Genomic DNA, 24,318 nt, shown 5'->3' on the forward strand with positions numbered 1-24,318 from the left:
GGCTTTGAACTAACACTATGAATAGTAAGTACAAATCGGTTAGGTAGGTACTTATTGGTACATCTTTATGAAAAATCAGGAAAACTTTTTTTCAAGAAAATCAGCACCCGAGCGTTCCGCTCGCATGGTCGAAACCATCTACGGCTGTAAATGGTCGCTAACGGTTTACCAATTATTGGCAAATGGCATTAATCGCCCCGGTGAAATGGTGCGCTCAGTAGAAGGGCTATCGACCAAGGTGTTGAATGAATGTTTGAAGCGAAATATAGAATTCGGGATTTTAGATAAGCAAATGTTCAACGAACTGCCACCAAGAGTTGAGTACCAAGTGACACCGTTCGGTGAGAAGTTCTTGTTGATTCTAGACCAGCTGGAAAACCTACAAAACGAAATCGACGAGATGTAGCCCAAACAAGTCAAACGAATAGCAGAGACAACAAGCACGCTTAGCTCACTGGCATTTGCTCAAAGCGACCTTTTACGAAATCAATGAAGGTTCGAATTCGGCTTGGTTGATAGCGGTCTCGATGGTAGATCGCTGAAAAATCGACTTTAGGCACCACCCACTCATCAAACACTTGCAGCAATTGCCCGTCGTTCAGTTCTTGTAAGCAATAGATGGTTGGAACACGAATAATCCCATTACCCGACTTCGCGCCTTGCACCAACACTCGGCCATTTTTACATTGCAGTCTGCCCGTCACATGCACATCGACGGTTTTCTTGGTGTCATCTAGCGCTTGAAAGCTCCACTTACGCACCGAGCCGGTTAAGCAATCATGATGGATGAGGTCTTTGGGGTGACTAGGCTTTCCTTTACGAGCAAAGTACTCTGGGCTCGCGAGTGTTCCCATTTCAATATCCAATAGTTTTCTTGCGATAAAACCAGCATCTTCAAGGCTCCCCATACGAAAAGCGATATCAAACGCGTCTTCAATCAAGTCGACTCGGTTACTACTGAAATCAAGGCTAATACTGATGTCTGGGTAGAGCTGCATAAACTCATTCACCAAATCCGCTATGATCACTTCACCAAGATAACCACCGACACAGTTTACTTTTATGTCGCCACGTACTTCTTCGACATCATCCACAGCAGCAATCAGAGCTTGGTCTATATTATCTAAGGCTTGTTCACATCTCGCGTACAGATCTTGCCCTGCGTGCGTCAGTCTTAAGGTTCGAGTGGTGCGGATAAACAACGTCACGCCCATCTGCTTTTCTAAACTACTCACTTGGCGCGATACGTGGGAGCGCGACACATCAAGCTCCTCTGCCGCTTTAGTGAAGTTACCTAAACGCGCGATAAGTACGAAGGAGCGAATATCAGACAGGTTAATTTGATTGAGCATGGTCGCCAGCTTACTTGTGAAATTTAAAAAGTGATGAAGTAATAAAGTGAACACCTTTATTGTTGCACCACGGCAACAGTGTTTCAAGTAAAGCGCTATATATCAACAATGCTGTTTTCCTTAATATACCTCCATCGCAACGAAGCAAGGCAACAAGCACTTGATTCGAATGCACTTAAACAATACGTCGTAGCCAACCGACGCAATAAAAGTACAGAGGAAATAAAATGAAAAAACTAATCGTAATTACAGGTGCAAGCTCTGGTATTGGTGAAGCAATCGCTCGTCGTCTAAGCGATGAAGGCCACCCTCTGCTACTTTTAGCTCGTCGTGTTGACCGCCTTAAAGCTCTTAACCTACCAAACTCACTATCAGTGAAAGTAGACGTAACAGACAAAGCGTCTTTTGATGCAGCAATCGCACAAGGTGAAGAGAAATTTGGCCCTGTAGATGCGCTTATCAACAACGCTGGTGCAATGCTTCTTGGTCAAATCGATACTCAAGACGCTCAAGAGTGGAAGACAATGTTCGATGTGAACGTGATTGGCCTTCTAAACGGCATGCAATCTGTTCTTGCTCCTATGATGGAGCGCAACACAGGTACTATCATCAACATCAGCTCAATCGCGGGTAAGAAAACTTTCCCAAGCCACGCAGCTTACTGTGGTACTAAGTTCGCGGTACACGCTATTTCTGAAAACGTTCGTGAAGAAGTTGCTGCTTCAAATGTTCGTGTTACGACTATCGCACCGGGTGCTGTAGAAACAGAACTTCTGTCTCACACTACATCTCAAGAGATCAAAGACGGTTACGATTCTTGGAAAGAAGACATGGGCGGCGTATTGGCAGCTGACGATATCGCTCGCGCTGTATCATTCGCTTACCAACAACCACAGAACGTATGTATCCGTGAGATTGCTCTAGCACCAACTAAGCAACAACCATAGAAGTTAATTATCACGCATACCTTTGTGATGCATAAATAGAAAGCGTCACTACTTATTCAGTAGTGGCGCTTTTGTTTGTATTGAGTCTAGCTACAAGCAGTAACCGTGATTAAAACTCAACCCGGTAAACTGATGTGCTACCACTTACTTCGTTACCAACCGCAATAAAGTAGTTGCCAGAACGAGTGAAATACTTGATTGACTCTGGGCCTAGGTCACCCGCTTTCGAGTTGTACGTATCGTTGTCGCAATCACCATCTTCATCAACCTTGCTACACACTGGCTGAGTAAAGTCGCGGTTGTTTAGATAGCTGATGAAACTTGCACTCTTAGGCTGCGTTACGTCGTAAACCATAATGCCACCTTGGCGCTCAAGTCCAATAAAGGCATACTGCTTGCCGTTAATCTCAGCCACTTCGATAGCCTCAGGTTCTACACCTTTGTCATCGCTACGATCGTCACCACTTTGGTTGTTATCATTGGTGCTGTTGAAATTTTCAGGATCTTGATCAAGAACGATTCGAGCAAAGTCATCACCACTATCAAACACTAACTCGCCTGACTCATCCCAGATAGAGAAAGAGCGGCTACCGAATGCTTGAACCTTTTGGTCGGCGGCAAGTGTCCCTTGTGGCTTAATCACCTTAAGGCGAGCCAATTGATTATTGTCTTTCAATGCACCCGCCAATGGGTGGTTAGCATCAACGTCTAACTTCTTGCCGCGCACTTCATCGACATAAGCGATACAAAAGTCTTTTTCTGTTGTGTAGTGCTCGGTGCCTTTATAGTCATCACCATCCCACTCAAAGCCTTTGTCGTCACACATTTTTTGCGTCGTCTTGATGCCATACTCACGGCCGTCACCTTCATTCGCAGTCACGATGTAAGTGTTGCCATCAACACTGTAACTGGTAATGCTATCTGGCATATAAAGGCCTTCTAACATTGCGTAGCTTTGTAGGTTACCGATGTTTTTGTCTTTATTTGACGCATCCAACTGAGCGGTATCCCAAGGCTTCCCGCCTAGTCCCAGAATCGCATCGACTTCTGCACTCGCCACGTCAATCGCAGCTAATGCATTGTTCTCTTGAAGGGCTACGTAGAGTTTTCCGTTATCAGCAAACGTTAGATATTCAGGTTCTAGATCTTGAGCAACCGTTGCATTAGGCGCCGAGATTCGAACCTTATCGGTCAGTTCTGCATGGCGACGCTCACCTTGATTGAATGCCTTGAAATCAATTTGATTGATTGTCGCTTGCAAAGGACCATTGGTTAAATCCACCAGCGTGACTGAACCTTCAGGGTCAATGCTGTAATCCGCATTCGGCTCACCTTCGTTTGCTGATGCAATGTAACGGCCATCCTTAGAAAAGCTCACCATGTCTGGCAGTGCACCAGCTGTGTAAGTGGTGACCAACTCTAGTGTGTCTGAACGATAAAGAGCAATGATGCCGTTTTGTTGTTTGTCGGCGTTTTCGATCGCGACCGCAACTAAGCCTTGATGAGTAGACACACTGTTTGCTGCACCTATATCAATACCAGAAGCTACGGCTGCTGATTGAAGATCGATAGAGCCCTCAGATGTGGGTGCGCTGTCAGAGTTCATCGATAGCACATCAACTTTCTGTGCTTGAGCGTTAACCACATAAAGCTTGTCGGTACATGAATCGTAGCTGACGATTTCGGCTGCAGAAGTATCAAACGGGGCGTCAGCAATAGCACGACCAACCAGACTAATCCCAGTAACAGTGGCATCTGTCTTGTTCGGTTGCTGGATGGATTGGCATTGAAGGCTAAAAGCATCAAGTGATGTTTGAGATGATGCTGCAGTCGTTGAAGTTGACTGAGAACACCCAACCAGAGCAGAACTTACCGCGATAGGCACTAATAAAGTCAGCTTATTAAATTTACGATTCATATATCCTCCATAATTAGAACCGCGATCATAGAGGGCTGTTATGACAGTTATCTTTCTCTTTTATTAACAATAAATGACGACAATCAGTTCGCTTTACCTATAACAACAGTAAGTTGGATTAAGTATTTCATTAACAAGCAAGCAAAAAAAAGCGCTCAAGCTGGCTGGTGCTTGAGCGCCTTTAGTAAATGAATAAAGAGGGTTAGAAGTTGTAACCACCACCGATCATGAATACCCATGGGTCAATATCAACGTCTGTTGAGTACTGTGTTGTCGTCCCATTAACAGTCTGCTTGTACTTAGCTGTAGTACCAATATCTGCATACCAAACTGATGCGTTTAGGAACCAATCTTCATTGATCATGTAATCAATACCGATGTTAGCCGCCAAGCCCCAAGAATCGTCAAGAGATAGGTCACTTAAACCTGCACTTTTACCCGTGCCATTCAAACTTTCATCGAAAAATACCGTGTAGTTGATACCCGCACCCACATAAGGACGGAAGTCGCTGTTCGCTTGACCGAAGTAGTACTGAACCATAAATGTTGGTGGAAGGTGCTTAGTGTCAGCAACTTTACCTAAGCCATTTACAGAAATATTGTGTGAGAATGGGCTCGCTGCTAATACTTCAAAACTGATGTTGTCAGTGAACATGTAGCCGAAAGTAAGACCAAGTTGAGTATTTGAATCTACTGAAAACCCAAGGTCTGAGTTGTCTAGAACAGCGCCACTGCTGTCGTTTGGAGACACTGTTGCTGCACCTGCACGGATGATGAAATCACCTTCTTTATGAGCAAGAACATTGGTTGACATAAGAGCCGCAATAACCGCAATACCACATACTGTTTTTTTCATTATAATTTCCTTTTGAGGGCTTCATTTCATTGGTGAATGAGTAATCATTTCTTATTTTGCGTGCAAGGTAGCATAGAATAACCCTACTTTATTGATGGAAATCAATTTGTGAAAAGTTGTGATTATTTATGTAAATTTATATCGACCTGATCACTTTATTCCTTCATTTTATTGACAGTTTTGTAATGCAGCTTTTCCGTGCATCATTTTGTTAAGCTAAGCCCCTCCACTTTGAACCGATCTCTTTGGATCAAAATAGAGCAAGCCAATATCCCGTACGCATCAATTTGGTGCATTCCCACAATAATCACCCTCTCCTCGTTTAATATTCAATGAGTTACATTTGGCTTAGTGCTTGCAAGTCTCTGTTCATAATCATAAATACATTGAGGTTCTGACTATGCAAGACACTCTAACAATCGTTCTGGCCGGCGGTGTTGGCTCTCGGCTTTCTCCTCTCACCGATAACCGCGCAAAACCTGCGGTACCTTTTGGTGGCAAATATCGAATCATCGATTTCACTCTCGCGAACTGCCTGCACTCTGAGCTTCGCCAGATTTTGGTACTGACTCAGTACAAGTCGCACTCTTTGCAAAAACATTTAAGGGATGGTTGGTCAGTGCTTAACCCCGAGCTCGGCGAATACATCACCAATGTTCCCCCACAAATGCGCACCGGTGATAGCTGGTATAGCGGTACAGCCGATGCGATTTATCAAAACTTGTATTTACTGTCTCGTAGTGAAGCTAAGCATGTGGTGGTGTTGTCTGGCGACCATATCTATCGCATGGATTACGCCCCAATGCTCAAGCAACACAAACAGAATGAAGCCCACTTAACGGTAGCGTGTATGGAGGTTTCGATTGATGAAGCCAAAGAGTTTGGTGTGATGGAGATAGACGAATCTCTGCAGATCAATAACTTTACCGAGAAGCCACGTTACCCTGCGTGTGTACCTGGTAGGCCGACTCGAAGCATGGCTTCAATGGGGATTTACATCTTTGATAAAGAAATACTTACACAGGCATTATTGGCAGACGCAGAAGATCCAGATTCAAGCCACGATTTTGGTAAAGACATCATTCCGAAGTTGGTCGGTAACAACAGTGTTTACGCGTATAAGTTTGGTGATGAAGAAGGACGCGTAACACAAGATGCTTACTGGAGAGATGTGGGTACGATCGACTCATATTACCAATCGAATATGGACTTGTTGAAACCAGCCTCGCCTATCGATTTATACCAACCGGATTGGGCGATTCGCACCTATGATCCGCAACTGCCACCAGCACGAACCATCGCTTCGGTAGAAGGTAACCAAGGGATATTCATCAACTCGATGATCGCGAATGGGGTGGTAATTGAAGGCGGTTCAGCGCAAAACTCTATCTTCTTCCCTAAGGTCAAAGTCAGCAATGCCGCGATTGTGATTGATAGTATTCTGTTTGAGGACGTTGAGATTGGGCGAAACTGCCATATTCAGAACTGCATCATCGATAAGAACGTTAAGGTGCCTGATGGAACCCAAATCGGCATTGATAGTCTTGCCGATGCCAAACGCTTCCACATATCAAAACAAGGCGTGATTGTAGTGCCGTCTTCTTACGAGTTTAATGATTCTTAACCTCGAATACTGGTCACTCAGTATTCATCAGTAACACCCTCTTTACTCACAAAAAAGCGCCCCATAAAAACAGGGCGCTTTTCTAAAATTGAATCGAACTACTTAGGTGCTAATTCGTAGTTCTCTTGCATCTCGTGAGGGGCGATTCCGTATTCATAATCCGCTAAGTAACCATCCTTATAAACCTTCATCCCCTTCTCATCCCAGCTAACTTTGATCATCGCTGTGTTGCCATCTTCACTGCCTAACAGCTTAAGCATTTCTGTATCAATCTTAATGGCTTTGATGGTTTTAATGCGCTTAAACGGCTTAAATTCGGTGGTCGAGGTTGGCAAAGATCCGTAGCTGCTGATCCATGTCTCATTAGGTACTAGCCATTGGTTGAAAACATCATCAACAATCGCTTTCGGCATGCTCGCAATAACCACATCGCCCGTCATTACGTTGTTTGTTTCTAAGCTGTAACCGCCCTGACCGTCTGAAACATAAGTAGGGAAATCAATGCCAATCTCAGACTCTGCTGGTAAACGACCTAGAGTGACTGACTTTTTAATGTACAGTTCTGCAGTTTCAAATTGCTGCATGATCTCAGGGATCTTCTGAAATTCAACAGGGCCTGCAAAGGCATTAAAAGCAAAAGAAAGGGAAGCTGCAATTGCAGCGAATTTAACAGGCATTTTCATGATAACGGTCCAAATAGAAGATAGCTGTTAGAGTATCCCGTACTAGACCGTATCTCAATCAGTCATTGTTCTTTATATCAGTAATTGTGATAGCGAGGTAAAGATTGGAATTTGCAGGGAATAACAGGCGATTTATAAATTCAAGACTAGAATAAGTCATTGAGGTGCAGCTTGATTAAGGCGATAAAATCTAAGTGAGCGAAGTCAACTGGAGCAATATTTCGAGAATGAGGTTTTTTTAAACACGTTTGAAATTCACGAAACATAATATGCGATCAGTTCATCGGACTTTCAAGGGAGTAACAAGAGAATATTTGATAACACTGAAGTGAATCACACATGTGCTAATTCTCAGTTGGTTAATCTATGCGATGTTTGCTACGTTTAAATGACACAGTCATTGGAAAGGTATGATTTATGAAAATAAATGTTCAAACACATCATGTATCAATTAACGACGAGTCACGCAAAGACATCGAAGGTAAATTCGAGAAGATATCTAACCATTTCCCATCACTGATTAGCTGCGACATCATCATTACTAAAGAACACGGTCAACATCAGGTTGAAGTATTCACAAACTACGAAGGTGTACGAGTAACAGCAAAATCTACAGACGATGTTATGTACCCAGCTATCGCTGCAGCGCTTAAGAAACTTGAAGCAGGCCTAAGTAACCGTAAGGGACAATTGAAATCGGATCTACACGAGAAGCCAACCAGTACGAAGCCAGAAATCGCTTCAGATATCATCCAAGAGATGAAGTTGGTATAACTCCACAGTAGAAGCGCGCTAACGAATAGCAGCGCACAAGAATTGCAAAGCCAGCACATGTTGCTGGCTTTTTCGATCTTTAAACGGAGCAATCCCCTCTCGCTATCAAACCTCAGATTCGGCTCAAATTCATGTCTTCTTTAAATACCTTAAGTATCTGGTTGCTATAACAATCACAGATAGTATTTGGTACAGTTATACCCAGAAACTTAGACCAAAACGGAATATTTGTTATGAAGAAAGTCGCGTTGATACTTTTCCTAGCCACTCAATTAATGGCTTGTACCGAGGTTGGTAGTGAAGCTTGGTGTGCGGATATAAAAGAGAAGCCTAAAGGTGACTGGACCGCTAATGAAGCCGGTGATTTTGCCAAGCATTGTATTTTCTAAAAAAGCACTCACCACTCCAACCATTTGCTTTATAGATAAAAAAACGACCGCTAGGTAGACCGAAGTACCTAGGGTCGTTTGAGCTTCAAAATGCTAGATAAGCTCTTAACTTTCACACAACACATTGTCTATATGAGTTTATTACGGATGTGGATCACCACCGCCTCTGCAACGATAACCACTGCAAAAATACTCACCAACACCATTGATACTTTTTGCCACTCAAAAAGGTTCTGCGCATCGTTGAGCACCACGCCAATACCACCAGCGCCCACTAATCCCAATACCGCAGATTCACGTACATTGATGTCCCAACGGAACAACACAATGGAATAGAACGCTGGCATAACTTGTGGCCAATAACCTTTAAGTAAAATGCTCATCCAAGAAGCGCCTGTCGCGCGTAAAGCTTCAATAGGCCCCATGTTCACTTCAGCAATTGCTTCCGCCAACAGCTTCCCTACAAAGCCGATACTACGAATAGCAATTGCCATAATGCCTGCGAGAACACCGGGGCCAAACAGTGCGATGAACAACAATGCCCAAACCAATGAGTTCACAGAACGTGAAGACACGAGAAAGAATTGAGCAATCCAATTCAAAGCTTTATTCGGAGTGATATTTGGCGCGTTCATCAGCGCCAAAGGGATAGCAAATACCAAGGTAAACAAGGTACCTAACGTCGCGATGTGCAGTGTCTCAATCATCGCTGCGTGAATCGACTCAGGATAGAACGCGTAATCCATTGGCACCATTCGTTCGAACATGTCAGCAAACTGGGCTGGCGCGTCGTATAGGAACTCAGGAATCACTTCAACGGTTTGCCAAGACCAAACAATCGCACACACTAAGCTCAGGTAAACGGCAAATCGAGCCACGCGTTCGTTGGGTGTAAAGCGCTGCCACTCTCTATCGATAGATGCAGTTGTCATTAGAAGATTCTCCTAACAATATTGGAAAGAAATTCACCGACAAGAATCAGTGCGATAATGGTGATTAAAATAGCGGCAACGAAGTCGTAATCGAAGCGTTGGAATGCAGAGAAAAGCGTACCGCCAAGGCCACCAGCACCCACGATGCCAACCATGGTTGAGTTACGTAAGTTTGAGTCCAATTGGTAGCTTGCAAAGCCTATGAAACGCGTGAATACCTGTGGCATCACCGCGTATAGAATGACACTGACAAAGCTCGCCCCCGTCGCTTTAATCGCTTCAACCGGTTTAAAAGAAATCTCTTCAATCGCTTCTGCAAAAAGCTTGGCAATAAAACCAATCGATGCGAAGACCAAAGTCAGAATCCCCGCCAGAGCACCGAAGCCCACCGCTTTCACGAATAGAATTGCGATGATCACTGGATGAAAAGAACGACACAGTGCGATGAAGCCACGAATCGGTGTCGATACAATCGAAGGCATCATGTTTCTTGCAGCAAGTAAGCCAAGAAACAGTGAGATGACGATGCCGAAGAAACTCGAAATGATCGCTATCTGTAAGCTCTCCGCTAAGCCACTTAGCAATAGATTAGTACGCGAGAAATCTGGCGGGAACATTCTTGATAGTAACCGCTCACTTTCACCAAAACCGATGACTAAACGATCAAAGGTCAGTCCTAACGTCGCAAAACTGTAAAACAGGTAGCCAATGATTGCAGCGATAATTGCACGGTTAGTCCATGAGGTTTTGAACGGATTTTCATGCTTCGCTGGCGATGTGCTTGATGGAACGCTTGGCGACGAGCTTGGATTTAATCCAGCCATGACTCACCCCCGTAAATGATTCTTAGGTCTTCTTCTGAAATACCTTCAGGGCTGCCATCGTAATGCACCTTGCCATTACACATACCGATGATGCGCTTGGCATAACGCTTGGCTAAGTTCACATCGTGGATATTCACCAACACTGGGATGTTTTTCTGTTCTGCGAATGTCTCCATCAACTCCATGATCTCAACCGCGGTTTTCGGGTCGAGTGATGACGTTGGTTCATCCGCCAATAAGATATATGGGTCTTGCATGACTGCGCGAGCGATACCGACACGCTGTCTTTGGCCGCCCGATAAACTATCGGCACGTTGGTTTGCAAAGTCTTGTAAGCCTACAAATTCAAGTAGCTCGAACGCTTTTGCTAAGTCTTCAGCTGAGTAGTTACGACGCCACGCATTCCAAGCCGTCATGTAACCCAAACGGCCACTCAACACGTTCTCGATAACCGTTAAACGTTCGACGAGGTTATATTCTTGGAACACCATGCCGATGTGTCGACGCTGTTTACGTAGCGCTTGGCCTTTTAGTTGAGTCAGGTCTGCGCCATCAAAAATGATTTCACCTTGGCTTGGGTCGTTGAGGCGGTTGATACAGCGCAGAAGCGTACTTTTACCGGTACCAGATGGACCAATGATCGCGATGATGCCTGGCTCATCGATATCAATATTAATGCCTTTAAGGATTGGCTTGCCTGCCACGTATTCGTGGAAAAGGTTGTTTATCTTTATTCCTTCATAGCTTGCTACGGCCATACTGCATTTCCTTGTGCGAATTTTCGAATGATCTATGCCCTACCCGCGAGGGCATAGATATTTAGTTGAAGTAGGTGTTTTTAAAGGGCTAAGTCTTTCTAAAACTTAGCCTTCCAACAGAACTAAGAACTAGCCGTTGTTTGCTTGTTTTGCTAGCTCAGCGGCTTTTTTCTTTGCGCGTTTAGCCGCATCTTTCTCAGCTAACTTCTTAAGGCCAGTTTTGGTGTAAGCCGTACCTGTCGCATGAGCAATATCACGAATCACATCCCACTCTTCTTTGTAGCTGATTGGCGAGAAACGGTCGGCACCTTTGAATGATGCGCTCATCTCTGGTGTAAAACGGTAGCTAAAGAAAGCTTCGTTGATCTTCTCAACCAGTTCTGGTTTTAGGTTGTAAGCATACCCAAATGCAGACGTTGGGAAACGTGGGCTACGGTAAATGATCTTCAGTTCAGAATCGTCGACACGACCTGCAGCGACCATGCGGTCATAAACGTCAGATGCCACAGGTGCCGCATCATAGTCTCCGTTGAACACTCCAAGAATCGATTGGTCATGCTTACCTGAGTAAAGCACTTTGTAATCTTCATCTGGCACTAGGCCTTTCGCTGGGAATAACGCACGTGGAGCTAGGTTGCCAGAGTTGGAAGATGCAGAAGTGTGTGCAACCTTTTTGCCTTTCAGATCAGACATTTTGTTAATGCCGCTGTCTTTACGCACAATCGTGATTAGGTTGTAGCCTTGGAAGCCAGACTCATCGCCCTTCACCGCAATTGGAACGTAACCTGCTAAGTTAACTGCGTAGCCTGTTGGGCCCGTAGAGAAACCTGCAACGTGCAATCGACCAGAACGCATCGCTTCTACTTGTGCAGAGTTTGAGTGCACCGTGTAGTAAATCACTCGCTTACCTGTAATTTTACTTAGGTGAGCTTGGAAGTCGGCGAAAGCATCTTTGTATAGCGCAGGGTCTTCTACCGGAGTATAAGTAAACACAAGCGTACTTGGGTCATTCCACTCGTCTGGGTTCTTTGGTGAATCGGCCACCAAATCTTGGTTTTCATCACAGTATCGATCGTCTAACACACCACGGCTAGAGCAGTCGCTTGCCATAGCCATTGAAGGAAGTAGTAATGAGCTAGCGATTAACAGTCCTTTAACACTGATTTTCATATTCAAACCTTACTTTTACTTATTGTTGAAAGTCACCTTCGCTATTGCAGCCTTTGTGCCACCTTTTAATTTATTTAATTTCAAAAACTTAAATGAAAGCCTAAATTGGAAAATTACTTTTGTGTCATTACTGTCCAACCGAGAAGTCTCTATTTGGGTCATTTATGCCCCACCAATTTCGGTGGTAAAAAAAGAGCCCGAAGGCTCTTTGGTTCACTGCTTTTTCTCTTATTATTCTTTGGCTAAGTGCTCTCTATACAAACGCTATGATTAGCGATGTAACAGCGCTCTCAGAATCGCCTATGCGTCACTGTCCATGCAGTTAGCGTAATAAGTTACCGTTGCTGGCCAGTCGCTGAATACACCCATAACACCAACATCTTGCGCCAGTACATCAAGCATTTTCATCATGTCGCCATCATTGTTGATACCATCTTTCACGCTTTGGTAATACCAACCGCCGCCTTGCGCTAGCGGTCCTGAACGCTCAAGCGTCCATGCAATAATCTCAAGATCAGCGTCTTTTGCCAGTTTTGCGTAGTTAGACGCAACCAATTCGTTGTTCTCACCTAGCTCAACCAAAGCAAACAGAGGTGGTGCGATGATATTCACGCCCGCATCATGAAGCTCCTTCATGTTTTCAACAGACGCGACAAAGTCCGCTTGCTCATAGACACGATCGTCAAGATAAACGGCTTGCTTGCCGAACTTAGGTGTCTCATTAACCCAATACTTCACATCATCCAAATTGAATGACTGTAGGTAAGTCTCTGAAGGCTCAAAGCCCGCCTCTTTCAGCTCGTCCACTAACTTCTGTGCGTACATCTCTTGACTAAAACCATTGAAAGGCATTTCTACCGCCGCTGATTTCAGCTCAGGAGTCACCTTCACGCCGTGCTCTTTAAACAATGCCGCACTTTCGGCGTGTGTCATCAGTGTGCCACTTTGGCTGTAAAGATCGGTTCTCCAACCGGGCGTGCCATTCATGTACTCTTCGACAGTGGTTGCTTTTGGATTCGCACCATCCATTTTCCCTTTCAGGGTCTTAAACTCCGCCAACGTGAAATCAGAGGTACGACACTCAACCTGTGCATCTTCGCCTGTCGCGGGGTTTGCTGGCGTAAACGATGTCGAACACTTCTTAGCAAGATCGGGATGCGCTAAAACATCGGTTGTGGTGTGCAGATCACTTTGCGAGTGACGACATACCAACGCCTTATCTTTAGTGAAAGTCACATCTCACTCGACAACACCTGCGCCCATTTGAATCGCCGCTAAATAAGATTCCTTAGTGTGCTCAGGAAACTGCATCGCAGCTCCGCGATGTCCAATAGAAAAATCACTACGATGAAAAGGTCCTTCACTGCAACTCACAGCTTGGTTTTCAAAGGGCTCTCATCCATATTGTTCACTAAAAAGAGGGGACGAGGACCTAAGTCGGCTGATTCTGCTGCGGCCCATGCCGTCATCGAGCTCACGCCTAGTATCAGAGCAATCGAACCTTTCAGTATTTGCTTCATGTTTGTATCTCCTTGCAACAAGCAATTATTTTTCTAACTTCCTTTATTCGATCATTCGGTGTTGGATAGCTGTCATATATAGATAGCTGTCATATGTATTTTGACTCAGCACCGAATAACCTCATGTGAACGTATGCCACAATGTAGTGATTGCACGCATTGTGCCAAATGTTAAAGCCCTTTTATTACAATTACTTGAAACGGTTAACCATTCGACTAAAAGTTAAATGGGTCATTGTTGTCTTGTGCTTTTATTGAGCGAATGAATGAACCAGTTAGGCCTTGAAGCTCTCTTTGTCCAATTGGTGTTTCTTCATTTTTCGATAAAGCGTTTTGCGTGGCAGGTTCAGCTTGCTTGAGACCTCATTGATGTTGCCTGCGCTTTCTATTAGCGCTTCCGTCAGTACATTCCTTTCGTACTGTTCCATCTGTTTTTCAAAGGCGAAATCTTCTCCGGACGCTTCACAAATTGGTGATTGAAGATCAAAGCCATCACCGACAATACCCAATACAAAACGATCAGCGACATTACGCAGTTCGCGCACGTTACCCGGCCATTCGTATCGACATAATTGCTGAATTTGCTCAGGATAAATCGTTGATGGACGCGTCTTGTATTTGTGGCTCGCTTGAATCACAAAGTGACGGAACAGCACCTGAATGTCCTCTTTGCGTTGACGCAATGCGGGAAGGTTTAAGCTAGCAATATTAAGACGATAGAAGAGATCGGCTCTGAACTCCCCCTTTTCACTCAAGCTCGCAAGATCGGCTTTGCTGGCGGCTACCACCACAATATCGACCGGGATTAACTCGTTACCACCAACACGCTCAATCACTCGTTCTTGAATGACGCGCAGCAGTTTAATTTGCACCGCAATTGGCATACTTTCTATTTCATCAAGAAACAGAGTACCGCCATTGGCTTGTTCTATTTTGCCAATGCGCTTCTTGTTGGCATTAGTAAACGAGCCCGCTTCATGACCAAACAACTCACTTTCGATAATGCTTTCTGTCATACCGCCACAGTTGATCGCGACAAAGGGCTTCGCCTTACGACGGCTAAATTGATGCAACGCGCGAGCAATGACTTCTTTGCCCGTTCCTGTTTCGCCGTTGATGATGGTATCAACACCAGTATGAGACAGCGCAAGCACTTGCTTACGTATCGTATCCATAGCTTTTGATTGGCCAATAACCACCGTTTCAATCGGTAACTCCGTTTCCTCCTCGCCGCCTATAATTGCTGGGCAGTTGTGCTGAGATTGAGCCAACGCCAAGTCGAGCTTCTCTACCAGCTCACTCGCATTCAGTGGCTTTTCTAAAAAGTCGAACGCCCCTAGCTTCATTGCCTCTATCGCCATGGGAATATCGCCATGGCCACTCATCAACAATACAGGGACGTTAGCGGCTCTATGTTGAATTGAACTCAGTAACGTAAGCCCATCCACCTGTGGCATTCGTACATCACACAATACAACCGACTGGCTGTTTGCTTTGAGCGATTTAAGGCCAAGGTTAGGGTCGGTAAAAGTGGTAACGCTAAACCCTTCTAGCTCCAACATTTCACTCACGGCTTCAACGACATCGATTTCATCATCGATAAGAACTATGTGTTTTTCTGCAGTCATGAGGCTATGCCTTTTGGTAGAGTGACGATAAAAGTAGTGCCATGGTGTTCAACTGATTCCACGTGAATCGAGCCGCCAAAGTCTTTTATGATGTTGTATGCGATAGACAAACCGAGCCCAAGCCCCTTACCTGTTGTCTTGCGGGTATAGAATGGATCAAACAGATGCGGAATATCCTCTTCAGGTATCCCTAACCCGTTGTCCATCACCAAAATCTGAATGGTATTCGAATGCTCTTGAGTAGAGATGCTGAGCTCTGGTTGCTCTCTGTGTTCGATGGCATCCAGAGCATTGCTGATCAAATTCACCAGTACCTGTTCTAAGCGAATGTTGTTAGCTCGAACCATCTGGTCGCTTTGTGGTGAATACTGAATCGAGACAGCGCTCTGTCGGGTTTCAAACAGATCAATCGCATCACCAATCACCTTATTCAATTCAACGTTATCAATCTTGCCATCACTCTTACGTGAGAAGGCCTTTAGGTGACGAGTAATCGCAGCGACTTTATCTAACAAGACCTCGATTTTTTTCAGATTCTCTTCTGCCCTGTCAGGCCTTTGCTTGCCTAACCATAATTGAGCACTTCGAACGTGACTGTTTACTGCGGTCAGAGGTTGATTGATCTCGTGCGTGATCCCAACACTGAGTTGCCCCAATGCAGCCAGTTTTCCTGCTTGGATCAACTCGTCTTGAGTCACTCGTAATTTGGCTTCGGCTAAGGTGCGCTCTTCAACCTCTGCCTCTAATTTACGATTGGTTTGCTTAACAACTTTGGCCGTGGTCTGGAACACCTTTAGGTACTTAGCCATTTGTGTCACTTCGTCTCTACCCCGAATAGAAACCTCGGTATCTAAATGGCCAGTAGAAATCGCGAACATGTTGTCTTTGAGCTGTAGAAGCCTTTCTAAAATACTCTTACGTACGTAGAACCATGAAATGGCAGCGGCAGCCAACACGCTAAACAAGGAAAGAAAAAGAGAGAGTTGCTGATTCGATTGTAAAGACAACTGCGCTTGCTGAATCGATTGATCAATATTGCTATTCACCTTGCTGGTGTTGCTTTCGATCTGCACGGTTAATTGGTTCAAATGCTCGCGGCTGTTTTGCAGAAAGTATTGCTCTTGATAAAGATGATCGAGCGCTTTGTTTTTCATCCCATACAGGCTGCTATCGCTTGAGGCAAGGTTATAAATCACAGTGAGTTGATGATCTAATTGAGGAAAATCACTTCTTAAATCACCACTGACCCAAAGTTTCCACCACTCTTCCCCTACCTGCTCTAATCGCAAACTGGTGTAATCCAGTTCATTAAAGCTTGAGTCGTTATACAGCTTTTCGACCAAGCCTAATTGGTAATAAAGCAGAGATTTCAACTGAGTATATTGGATTTGATCTTTAGCTGATTCAGGTAAACTATCGAGAGAATCACTGGCTTGTTGCAATAGAGGATAAAAGCCCTCAAGTAAATTACGAAGTTCTTGATTGAGTTGTTCTGACTCAATCTCACTTTGATATAACAGGCTCAGACTATTATTAACTTGGGCGATAAGATCTTTAAAATAGGCGTGATAATCAGGAAACTGAACCATAACGCTATTCATCACTGAAATGGCCTCTTCAATTTTAAGCATCGCCTGTTTACGCTCTATATTCGATTCAGCATCACTGAGTTGAGATGAAGTCGTGATAATCACACGCACCATATCATTGAGGCGTGCAGCGTTATCTAAGGCGGGGATTTCACTCTCTTTTAATTCGACAAGGCGTTGGTTTAAATCGTCAAAGGTGAAGCTAGAGACAACTGAGAGGAAGATGGTTGTCATCGATAACATAGCCAATGCCAACACCAAGCGCAGTTCAATACCTTTCCAACCAAACCACTTGCGACGCGGGATTTTGATCGTAAACGGACGTTCAAAACTGTCTTTGTTTTCTATCACCTCGGAGACATGACTACTCACTCGCTCCACCTTCTTCTCATCATAAAATCAACAGGATCCGTCAATGATTCAATCAGTTAGGTGGTTTACCTATTTAATCTTACCTCTAATAGCTTTAGTGAAACTATTAAATGAAGAGTAATCATTAACATTTCACATAAGATATCATAACAATTATTTTATAAAGCTTAAGCTGTCTGTTTTGCGATAATAGAAAGTGACCTCACCGACAGAAACGTGATTACTTTATCAATACCAGTCGAGTAAAGTGAATTCATCAGTCTCAATTAAGCAGTAAAACTCACGTAATATTAATCAGTTAAGGTTTATTGATACCAACAAAAAATCGCACAAGCTTTCACTCATGCGATTTCATTGATGTCATGTCAAACTACTAGCTGAGACTAAAGGATCTTAGATAATGATCATTCCATCTCGATAAGTCAGTGCTGGCGAAACATCTTGCCCAAGTAATACAGGGCCATCAAGGTCGACTATTTCAGATTGAACCGCAATAGGCAGCGCCGCTCGCATCGCCAATGAGGTGCCTAGCATACAACCAGACATCAGAGTAAATCCTAGCCTTTGAGCTTCTTCAGCAAGTACCAATGCTTCGGTCAAACCGCCCGTTTTATCGAGCTTGATGTTGACCATTTCATACTTGCCTAACAAAGATGAAAGTTGCGAAGTGGTATGACAGCTTTCATCCGCACACAGTGGGATCGGGTGATTGATGTGTGCCAGTGACGCATCATGTTGCTGGGGCAACGGCTGTTCGATCATCGCGATATCAAACTCAGTAAGTTGATTGAACAACTCTTCGAGATTCAACCCTGTCCAGGCTTCATTGGCATCCAGCACAATCTGAACATCCTGCGCCGCTTCTCGCACTGCACGAACGCGCTCTACTACCTGCTCGCCATCAAGCTTCACTTTTAGAAGTTTCGCCCCATTCGCCACATAATCTCGAGCTTGTGTCGCCATCGCTTCCGGTGTGCCAATGGAGACTGTCATTGCAGTAACGATTTGAGCAGGTAACTCAAACAAGCTATTTGGAAACGTCTGTTCGTTCTGCTGCGCTTCAAAATCCCAAAGCGCACAATCGATCGCATTTCGCGCTGCTCCTCCAGTCAATAAAGACTGAAGATGATCTCTTAGCTCTGCGGGATCGGTAACGCCTCGTTCAAACATAGCTTCAAGGGCACTAGACGCTTGTTGAATTTGCGCTAACACAGACTCCGATGACTCGCCGTATCGTGGGTAAGGCGTACATTCGCCCTGAGCTTGTTTGCCACCATGTTCAATGTAAACACGAACAACGTGACACTCAGTTCGGCTGCCACGAGAGATGCGAAAAGGCGTTTGCATCGCGATAGTAATGGGTTCTGCTGTAATCTTCATAATTTCACTCGGTTGATGTTCGCTTTAACAAATGGAAACGTAGAAATGATGAAGTCGTTAAAGTGAATGTCGCAAATGATCAGTAATGTGTTGTACACCAAAGCGCACCGGGTCCGTCACTGGTACTTGATAAAGTGTGGTCCATTCTTGGCACAATGTCTCAGCATCTTCAATGCTAATCGCCGATGTGTTTAAACAGATACCGACCAGTTTCACGTCTGGATTCGTCAATCGCGCGGCTTGCAAGTTAGCTTCAATGGTCTGTTCTATGCTTGGCAATCGCGCATGAGGAAGGTTGCGGATATGTGGTCGCCCGACTTCATGACACAACACCAAAGCGTCAGCTTGTGCGCCATGCAATAACCCTAAACTCACGCCTGCAAAAGACGGATTGAACAACGAACCTTGGCCTTCAATGATGTCCCAATCGTGGTCAGTAAAATCTGGGCTAATCGCTTCAACCGCGCCGGAAATGAAATCCGCCACCACAGCATCAATCGAAATCCCGCTACCTTCAATCAAGATACCCGTCTGCCCTGTCGCTTTAAACTGAACTGACGTCCCCGCTTGTTTGAGGGATTTCTCTAACGCCAGTGCCGAGAACATTTTGCCTACTGAGCAATCGGTTCCGACCGTAAGAAGGCGCTTACCCTGACGAGGCTTACCATTACCAACGTTTAGATCACCATCAAAATGGCGTACATCATGAAGCTTAGTCAATCCTCGCTGCTGCATGTCAGCAAGCGGTGAAAATTCATTCATGCGCTGGTGCATACCCGATGCAATCTCAAATCCCATTTCTGCAGCCGCCATTATGGTTGACTGCCAAGAGTCCGGGATAACGCCACCTGGGTTTGCTGTGCCAATCACTAGTGTTTTCGCACCCTCTGCATGCGCCTCTTGCAAGGTCATGTCCGTTAAGCCAAGTGAAACAGTATCGTCTGTTAAACGAAGCTGACCTAGGCAAATTTCTGGTCGCCATTGATGAATACCACGAGCTGTTTTTGCTGCAAGTGGGTCGGTAACATCCCCAAGAAAAAGAAGGTAAGGTTGAGCGATAGACATGAGCATTCCTAATTAATAAGTCCTTGTATGGATTTACTTTAATTAAGAACTTAGAAGCTGCCGAATACCTATTTATGGCGAGCCTATAACCTTAAGTTATAGCGTGAGTATGGCTCTTCAATGAAGCTATAAATAGCTTAACGGAAATCGACTGAGGGGTGTGCTCTGCACAAAGCGTCGATACCGAGAATTGGATATCCGGCTGCAGTGAAAGCACACAAACCGAGTCGTCATGTTGATACTGCTCTGCCGTCCACGGATCGACAATCGCAAACCCCGCTTGGTGCTTCACCAGTTCCGCCGCCGCGCTATATCCACGCACAGATATCGGATGGTGATAATGCTCATCTCGCGCAATCAAGCTTTGATGTAACAGGAGGCCTAATGGATCGCGGCTATCAAGCCCGATGATTGGTAATGGATAATTGATCAGGTCATCAAGGGTTAATTCCGTCGGTAACTGTTCAACGGTGTGAGATGGAACCAGAACCTTGAGTGATTCAGTTAAGAGTGTTTCACTTAATATGGCAGGCGGCGTTTCATCGCCAAACGCGATAGCAATATCAAGCTCATGCTTTAACAGCCCAGCACACAGCTCATCACGGTTTGCAGTCAGCAACTCAAAAGAAAGCTCTTGTTCGCGAGACATTTGGGCTATCACCGGAGTCAGCAACTTGGTCGCCAGAATCGGTGGTGCACCAATACGTAAATGCTGATGGCCTTGCTTCACTTTGTTGGTCAGAGATCGAAATTGACCCAGCTGTTGATAGACCTTTTCTGCTTCTGGTAATAAGGTTTTTGCTTCGACCGTTGGCACTAATCGACCTTTGACACGCTCGAACAATCCAAACCCAAGTTGTTGCTCTGTATGCGCCAAAATACGAGTCACATTAGGTTGTGACACATGCAGATTACGAGCGGCTCCAGATACGGTTCCGGTCTGCATAATGGCGTAGAAGACTTCCAACTGTCTTAGGTTCAAATTGATGTCCTTATGGTTCGCGAAACAAATCTAGGGTTTGGCTTTTCTTGTATTAGTTAAGCTGCTTATCGGTCTAGCTATCTATTTAGCTTTTTTCGTGAGTCTATTTCAGTAGCTCAGTTACCGTAGGTTGAAGAACCTCAGCCCAAGCTTGGTAAGCCTTCGCATTCAAGTGCAAATCATCACACGAGTACTCATTCGACAAAAGTTGATTTGGTGACAAGACTGAATTCACATCTAAGAACGCAATGCCTTGTTGGGAACAGTATTCACTTATTTTTCTATTAAGCAGTTCCACCGAAGGGTTTAAGCCTTGCAGTTTAGAGCCAACATAAAGCGTTGATTGCACCAAGATTCGGATATCATTTCCTTGCCACACCTTAAGCATATCAATGTAGTTCTGGTAGATATGTTCGACATCATAACCTTGCGCTAAATCGTTTATCCCTGCCATAAAGCACACCAGCTTTGGCTTCACATTCAACGTGGTATCAATGCGGCGCAACATGCCAGTTGTGGTGTCACCCGCTAAGCCACGGTTGACCATCGAAACATCCCGAAAAATATCCGCCCAAGGTGCCCACTCGGTGATCGAATCACCAAACATGACTAAGTCTGCATTTGGAGAGAAATGGCGATGATTGTCCGATGTCATGATGTAACGACTCATACTGTGACCTCGCTGTTGAATCTCAGACTGAATAGCGACCGCTTTGAGGATCTCGTCATTCTGTGTGGTGCTATCGAATTGAGAAAGTACACCTTCGATATGCGGTCTTAATGGGCTAAGGCTAGTGCTCAGTTGGTGATGCTCTTTCAGGGAAGATAACCTCTCTAATAGAGTATACAGAGAGCGATTTTGACCAACTTCTTGGAATAACTGATATAAATCGAGGACAGGGTGCTGTTGCAGCGCCGCAAGTAATTGCTTGTCTTCCATGGTGTTATCTAGCCCTTCAATTCTCTGATGATGAGCTCAGATAATATCCGATTGCTTACGGGATAGATAACACTATAAATCGAGAATTACTTTTCTTTAATCAACAAATGATTACGGTTATCACGGCTTTTCTTAATCAACTCGTTGCTCTCGTCCATTTCATCTGACTTTGCAAGGCGATCGTAAAGCAGCACGTTAACGGTCGCGGCTAAATTCATGCAACCAACCGTTGGTACGTACACAACGTGATCCGCTCTATCTGCAACATCTTGAGAAATAGAACCGTCTTCAGGGCCAAAGATATAGATAGCGTTTTCTGGGTGTTTAAAACGCGGCAGCGGTGTTGCACCTTCTGCTAGTTCCACACAAACGATCTTGGTTTCTGAATCAAGGTTATCCAAAAACGACTCAACACCCGTTAGTGGGATGGTGCGCGTTGCACTCTTGGTATCGGTATGGAATTTAGCCGCTTTTTCGTAGCGTTGCCCTGTGTATTTAACTTCGTCGACTTGGTAACAGCCAGCCGCGCGCATAACAGCACCAACGTTAGTAGGGCTCTTTGGGTTAGTTAAACCAATAGTCACATGGCTTTTGTTCATGAATCTTTCTCACTTAACGAATAGACATAGCAGGGTGCTACAAAGCGTCGCATTCTAACAAAGCAGCGCCGAATTCAAAAGCATCGAAGTAATCTCACTTTTTCTTTCTTAAGCCCCTAGTTGCAAGGCATCTCTCATTAAAAACCTAACCACTATCATATTTATAAAACAAAAACATTCTAGGGTAACAATTAGACAACAAGTCCATTTACATTTTTAAATCACATTAATAATGTGGTCAAAACCGCATTGAACAATTGCACAGGAAGCGCTAAATGACCCTAACCATCAAGAACCGCCTTTATATTCTCTCTTTTATTCCCCTGCTACTAATGGCAATTGGGATGATGAGCGTGACGTATATGAAGAGCACCGAGCTAACCGCACAACAAGTAGAATCGACGCGTAGCAATATGATGGCGATGAAAGAAAAGGAACTCAAAGCGTACCTACAAATGGCCTACTCCTCGATCAGTCCATTTTTAGATAAAGGAGCGACACTGGAAGAAGCTCTGCCTACATTACGAACGTTAGAATATGGCGAGTCTGGTTATATTTTCGGTTATAACTCAAAAGGCGTTCGAGTTGTTGTTGGCCAAAACAGTGATGGTATTGGTAAAAACTACTACGACCTTCAAGATAAAAAAGGCAACTATCTAATCCGCGACCTTATCAAGAACTCAAAGCTTGGTGAATTCACTACCTACTACTTTCCAAAACTTGGCCAATCGGAAGCTCTACCTAAGCTTAGCTACTCGATATTCATTCCGCAGTGGGACTTAATGCTCGGCACGGGTTTTTATACCGATGATATCGACGCGGTGATTGCTGAAATGAAAGAGAGTTCAAATGTCGCACTGCAAAGCTCACTCACTGCCATCGCAATTTTCTGTGGTTTGATTGCACTTGTAGTGGCGGTTTTCGCTGTCGCCGTGAACCGTACCATCATGCAACCACTCGAACAATTTGATCGCTCGATTAGCGCTTTTGCTAGCGGTGAGGCCGATTTAACGGCTCGTATGGAACATTTCAAAGCGCCAGAGTTCACCAAACTGAGTGAGAACTTCAATGCCTTTGTTGCCAGCCTGCAAACCATCATTCGAAGTGTTAGTGATGTTGGCCAGCAAGTTGTATCCGAGACCACCAGCATGTCTTCTCGTGCCGCACAAGTTGATGAAATTGCGACAGGTCAGCGCGAAGAAACGGAGCAAGTGGCAACCGCTATGACGGAGATGACCACGACAGCGCAAGAGATCTCAAGCAATGCTAGCCAAGCAGCTGATTCAGCTAAACAGGCAGAAACTAACGCTAAAGAAGCTCAACAGATTGTTAATGCTGCTGCAAACTCGGTTGCAGGCCTTGCTAGTGAAGTATCAGAAGCAAACACCGTGGTATCAAGACTCGAAGGTGATGTACAAAATATCTCGTCTTCACTGACAGTCATTCAAGACATTGCAGAACAAACGAACTTATTGGCACTGAATGCTGCAATTGAAGCCGCACGTGCAGGTGAACAAGGGCGTGGATTTGCGGTGGTAGCCGATGAGGTTCGTAAGCTGGCAAGCCGTACTCAAGAAAGTACGGGTGACATTCACAAGATGATTCAGCAGTTAAAAGCCGCTTCAGATGCCGCCGTAAAAGCCATGGATTCGAGCCAAAATCGAAGTGCTCAAACCGTGGAAGAAGCGAATGCCGCAGCTGCAGCACTGGCGAAGATCCAAGCATCAATTGATACCATCATGGACATGAACTCGTTAATTGCTACTGCGACGGAGCAACAAAATATTGTTGGGCAAGAGATCTCGCAGCGCATTGTAGTTATATCCGATCAAAGCTCGCAATCGGCATCACTCGCAAATCAGAACCGTACAGGCAGCCAAAACCTAAACAGCCGCGCCAATGAGCTATACCACTTGGTAGATCGCTTCACGGTTTAGTGCAATTGCGGTCGATTAAATAGCAAGTAAACGCTAAAAAACGTTCAAAACTTTTCGAATCAAATGCAATAGGGCTTCA

The 24,318-nt window shown here is 44.7% G+C and carries 21 protein-coding genes and 1 pseudogene; 6 read left to right on the forward strand and 16 right to left on the reverse strand.

The window, feature by feature from the left end; translation table 11 throughout:
* Positions 1 to 67: 67 nt before the first annotated feature.
* On the forward strand, positions 68 to 406 hold the full coding sequence (locus AC3CKG_RS18045) for a winged helix-turn-helix transcriptional regulator (protein WP_102339933.1): 339 nt from the start codon (positions 68 to 70) through the stop codon (positions 404 to 406).
* Between the two features lie 40 nt (positions 407 to 446).
* On the opposite strand, the gene AC3CKG_RS18050 is transcribed toward AC3CKG_RS18045, so the two are convergent.
* Positions 447 to 1,352 carry a LysR family transcriptional regulator gene (locus tag AC3CKG_RS18050; RefSeq protein WP_017111536.1) on the reverse strand — a complete coding sequence of 302 codons (906 nt, stop codon included), beginning with the start codon at positions 1,350 to 1,352 and terminating at the stop codon, positions 447 to 449.
* 227 nt (positions 1,353 to 1,579) lie between these two features.
* Between AC3CKG_RS18050 and AC3CKG_RS18055 the strand changes: the two genes are divergently transcribed.
* A complete protein-coding gene (locus AC3CKG_RS18055; RefSeq protein ID WP_102295551.1) occupies positions 1,580 to 2,299 on the forward strand; it encodes an SDR family oxidoreductase in 720 nt (239 codons plus the stop codon).
* Positions 2,300 to 2,408: 109 nt separating this feature from the next.
* Here AC3CKG_RS18055 and AC3CKG_RS18060 read toward each other — a convergent pair whose 3' ends face one another.
* Positions 2,409 to 4,217 carry a choice-of-anchor I family protein gene (locus tag AC3CKG_RS18060; protein WP_488529703.1) on the reverse strand — a complete coding sequence of 603 codons (1,809 nt, stop codon included), beginning with the start codon at positions 4,215 to 4,217 and terminating at the stop codon, positions 2,409 to 2,411.
* 202 nt (positions 4,218 to 4,419) lie between these two features.
* Positions 4,420 to 5,073 (reverse strand): outer membrane protein OmpW, encoded by a 654-nt coding sequence (ompW, locus tag AC3CKG_RS18065; protein ID WP_488529704.1) that lies wholly within the window; start codon positions 5,071 to 5,073, stop codon positions 4,420 to 4,422.
* Positions 5,074 to 5,473: 400 nt separating this feature from the next.
* On the opposite strand from ompW, the gene glgC reads away from it, so the two are divergent.
* Positions 5,474 to 6,697 (forward strand): glucose-1-phosphate adenylyltransferase, encoded by a 1,224-nt coding sequence (glgC, locus tag AC3CKG_RS18070; protein ID WP_488529705.1) that lies wholly within the window; start codon positions 5,474 to 5,476, stop codon positions 6,695 to 6,697.
* A gap of 98 nt (positions 6,698 to 6,795) precedes the next feature.
* Here the strand turns inward: glgC and AC3CKG_RS18075 are convergent, their stop codons facing one another.
* A complete protein-coding gene (locus AC3CKG_RS18075) occupies positions 6,796 to 7,380 on the reverse strand; it encodes a hypothetical protein (protein WP_488529706.1) in 585 nt (194 codons plus the stop codon).
* 417 nt (positions 7,381 to 7,797) lie between these two features.
* Here AC3CKG_RS18075 and hpf point away from each other — a divergent pair, with 417 nt between their 5' ends.
* The gene (hpf, locus tag AC3CKG_RS18080; protein WP_017106206.1) at positions 7,798 to 8,154 is read left to right on the forward strand and encodes a ribosome hibernation-promoting factor, HPF/YfiA family; all 357 of its coding nucleotides are present in this window, start codon (positions 7,798 to 7,800) and stop codon (positions 8,152 to 8,154) included.
* A gap of 233 nt (positions 8,155 to 8,387) precedes the next feature.
* The gene (locus AC3CKG_RS18085) at positions 8,388 to 8,543 is read left to right on the forward strand and encodes a DUF3012 domain-containing protein (RefSeq protein ID WP_488529707.1); all 156 of its coding nucleotides are present in this window, start codon (positions 8,388 to 8,390) and stop codon (positions 8,541 to 8,543) included.
* A gap of 128 nt (positions 8,544 to 8,671) precedes the next feature.
* On the opposite strand, the gene phnE (AC3CKG_RS18090) is transcribed toward AC3CKG_RS18085, so the two are convergent.
* From phnE (AC3CKG_RS18090) to AC3CKG_RS18145, 12 genes and pseudogenes are all read right to left on the reverse strand, one after another.
* The gene (gene phnE / locus AC3CKG_RS18090; RefSeq protein ID WP_017103529.1) at positions 8,672 to 9,475 is read right to left on the reverse strand and encodes a phosphonate ABC transporter, permease protein PhnE; all 804 of its coding nucleotides are present in this window, start codon (positions 9,473 to 9,475) and stop codon (positions 8,672 to 8,674) included.
* Entirely contained in the window at positions 9,475 to 10,299 is an 825-nt protein-coding gene (phnE, locus tag AC3CKG_RS18095) for a phosphonate ABC transporter, permease protein PhnE (RefSeq protein WP_086051313.1), read from the reverse strand. Before phnE (AC3CKG_RS18095) ends, phnE (AC3CKG_RS18090) begins: the two co-directional genes overlap by 1 nt.
* On the reverse strand, positions 10,287 to 11,057 hold the full coding sequence (phnC, locus tag AC3CKG_RS18100; protein ID WP_488529708.1) for a phosphonate ABC transporter ATP-binding protein: 771 nt from the start codon (positions 11,055 to 11,057) through the stop codon (positions 10,287 to 10,289). The genes phnE (AC3CKG_RS18095) and phnC overlap by 13 nt, the downstream gene beginning before the upstream one ends.
* Positions 11,058 to 11,186: 129 nt before the next feature.
* The gene (phnD, locus tag AC3CKG_RS18105) at positions 11,187 to 12,227 is read right to left on the reverse strand and encodes a phosphate/phosphite/phosphonate ABC transporter substrate-binding protein (RefSeq protein ID WP_004732989.1); all 1,041 of its coding nucleotides are present in this window, start codon (positions 12,225 to 12,227) and stop codon (positions 11,187 to 11,189) included.
* 300 nt (positions 12,228 to 12,527) lie between these two features.
* A pseudogene (locus AC3CKG_RS18110) lies at positions 12,528 to 13,747 on the reverse strand (glycerophosphodiester phosphodiesterase family protein).
* Between the two features lie 275 nt (positions 13,748 to 14,022).
* The gene (locus AC3CKG_RS18115) at positions 14,023 to 15,375 is read right to left on the reverse strand and encodes a sigma-54-dependent transcriptional regulator (RefSeq protein ID WP_488529709.1); all 1,353 of its coding nucleotides are present in this window, start codon (positions 15,373 to 15,375) and stop codon (positions 14,023 to 14,025) included.
* Positions 15,372 to 17,345 (reverse strand): ATP-binding protein, encoded by a 1,974-nt coding sequence (locus tag AC3CKG_RS18120; protein ID WP_488529710.1) that lies wholly within the window; start codon positions 17,343 to 17,345, stop codon positions 15,372 to 15,374. The genes AC3CKG_RS18115 and AC3CKG_RS18120 overlap by 4 nt, the downstream gene beginning before the upstream one ends.
* Positions 17,346 to 17,729: 384 nt before the next feature.
* On the reverse strand, positions 17,730 to 18,716 hold the full coding sequence (dgcA, locus tag AC3CKG_RS18125; RefSeq protein WP_488529711.1) for an N-acetyl-D-Glu racemase DgcA: 987 nt from the start codon (positions 18,714 to 18,716) through the stop codon (positions 17,730 to 17,732).
* 57 nt (positions 18,717 to 18,773) lie between these two features.
* On the reverse strand, positions 18,774 to 19,781 hold the full coding sequence (gene dgcN, locus AC3CKG_RS18130; protein WP_488529712.1) for an N-acetyltransferase DgcN: 1,008 nt from the start codon (positions 19,779 to 19,781) through the stop codon (positions 18,774 to 18,776).
* Between the two features lie 91 nt (positions 19,782 to 19,872).
* Positions 19,873 to 20,763: a LysR family transcriptional regulator gene (locus tag AC3CKG_RS18135; protein WP_488529713.1), complete on the reverse strand. Its 891-nt coding sequence runs from the start codon at positions 20,761 to 20,763 to the stop codon at positions 19,873 to 19,875.
* A gap of 103 nt (positions 20,764 to 20,866) precedes the next feature.
* Positions 20,867 to 21,703 (reverse strand): SGNH/GDSL hydrolase family protein, encoded by an 837-nt coding sequence (locus tag AC3CKG_RS18140; protein WP_488529714.1) that lies wholly within the window; start codon positions 21,701 to 21,703, stop codon positions 20,867 to 20,869.
* Between the two features lie 86 nt (positions 21,704 to 21,789).
* Entirely contained in the window at positions 21,790 to 22,302 is a 513-nt protein-coding gene (locus tag AC3CKG_RS18145) for an RNA methyltransferase (protein WP_099166997.1), read from the reverse strand.
* Between the two features lie 275 nt (positions 22,303 to 22,577).
* Here AC3CKG_RS18145 and AC3CKG_RS18150 point away from each other — a divergent pair, with 275 nt between their 5' ends.
* Positions 22,578 to 24,239: a methyl-accepting chemotaxis protein gene (locus tag AC3CKG_RS18150; protein ID WP_488529715.1), complete on the forward strand. Its 1,662-nt coding sequence runs from the start codon at positions 22,578 to 22,580 to the stop codon at positions 24,237 to 24,239.
* Positions 24,240 to 24,318: the final 79 nt, after the last annotated feature.

It is taken from the genome of Vibrio sp. QJM3NY_15 (assembly GCF_057785995.1).

What these genes read in the sequence shown, in the direction of transcription:
- AC3CKG_RS18045 (WP_102339933.1), top strand. Translation starts at nt 68, where the DNA reads ATGAAAAATCAGGAAAACTTTTTTTCAAGAAAATCAGCACCCGAGCGT.
- AC3CKG_RS18050 (WP_017111536.1), bottom strand. Translation starts at nt 1,352, where the DNA reads ATGCTCAATCAAATTAACCTGTCTGATATTCGCTCCTTCGTACTTATC.
- AC3CKG_RS18055 (WP_102295551.1), top strand. Translation starts at nt 1,580, where the DNA reads ATGAAAAAACTAATCGTAATTACAGGTGCAAGCTCTGGTATTGGTGAA.
- AC3CKG_RS18060 (WP_488529703.1), bottom strand. Translation starts at nt 4,217, where the DNA reads ATGAATCGTAAATTTAATAAGCTGACTTTATTAGTGCCTATCGCGGTA.
- ompW (WP_488529704.1), bottom strand. Translation starts at nt 5,073, where the DNA reads ATGAAAAAAACAGTATGTGGTATTGCGGTTATTGCGGCTCTTATGTCA.
- glgC (WP_488529705.1), top strand. Translation starts at nt 5,474, where the DNA reads ATGCAAGACACTCTAACAATCGTTCTGGCCGGCGGTGTTGGCTCTCGG.
- AC3CKG_RS18075 (WP_488529706.1), bottom strand. Translation starts at nt 7,380, where the DNA reads ATGAAAATGCCTGTTAAATTCGCTGCAATTGCAGCTTCCCTTTCTTTT.
- hpf (WP_017106206.1), top strand. Translation starts at nt 7,798, where the DNA reads ATGAAAATAAATGTTCAAACACATCATGTATCAATTAACGACGAGTCA.
- AC3CKG_RS18085 (WP_488529707.1), top strand. Translation starts at nt 8,388, where the DNA reads ATGAAGAAAGTCGCGTTGATACTTTTCCTAGCCACTCAATTAATGGCT.
- phnE (WP_017103529.1), bottom strand. Translation starts at nt 9,475, where the DNA reads ATGACAACTGCATCTATCGATAGAGAGTGGCAGCGCTTTACACCCAAC.
- phnE (WP_086051313.1), bottom strand. Translation starts at nt 10,299, where the DNA reads ATGGCTGGATTAAATCCAAGCTCGTCGCCAAGCGTTCCATCAAGCACA.
- phnC (WP_488529708.1), bottom strand. Translation starts at nt 11,057, where the DNA reads ATGGCCGTAGCAAGCTATGAAGGAATAAAGATAAACAACCTTTTCCAC.
- phnD (WP_004732989.1), bottom strand. Translation starts at nt 12,227, where the DNA reads ATGAAAATCAGTGTTAAAGGACTGTTAATCGCTAGCTCATTACTACTT.
- AC3CKG_RS18115 (WP_488529709.1), bottom strand. Translation starts at nt 15,375, where the DNA reads ATGACTGCAGAAAAACACATAGTTCTTATCGATGATGAAATCGATGTC.
- dgcA (WP_488529711.1), bottom strand. Translation starts at nt 18,716, where the DNA reads ATGAAGATTACAGCAGAACCCATTACTATCGCGATGCAAACGCCTTTT.
- dgcN (WP_488529712.1), bottom strand. Translation starts at nt 19,781, where the DNA reads ATGTCTATCGCTCAACCTTACCTTCTTTTTCTTGGGGATGTTACCGAC.
- AC3CKG_RS18140 (WP_488529714.1), bottom strand. Translation starts at nt 21,703, where the DNA reads ATGGAAGACAAGCAATTACTTGCGGCGCTGCAACAGCACCCTGTCCTC.
- AC3CKG_RS18145 (WP_099166997.1), bottom strand. Translation starts at nt 22,302, where the DNA reads ATGAACAAAAGCCATGTGACTATTGGTTTAACTAACCCAAAGAGCCCT.
- AC3CKG_RS18150 (WP_488529715.1), top strand. Translation starts at nt 22,578, where the DNA reads ATGACCCTAACCATCAAGAACCGCCTTTATATTCTCTCTTTTATTCCC.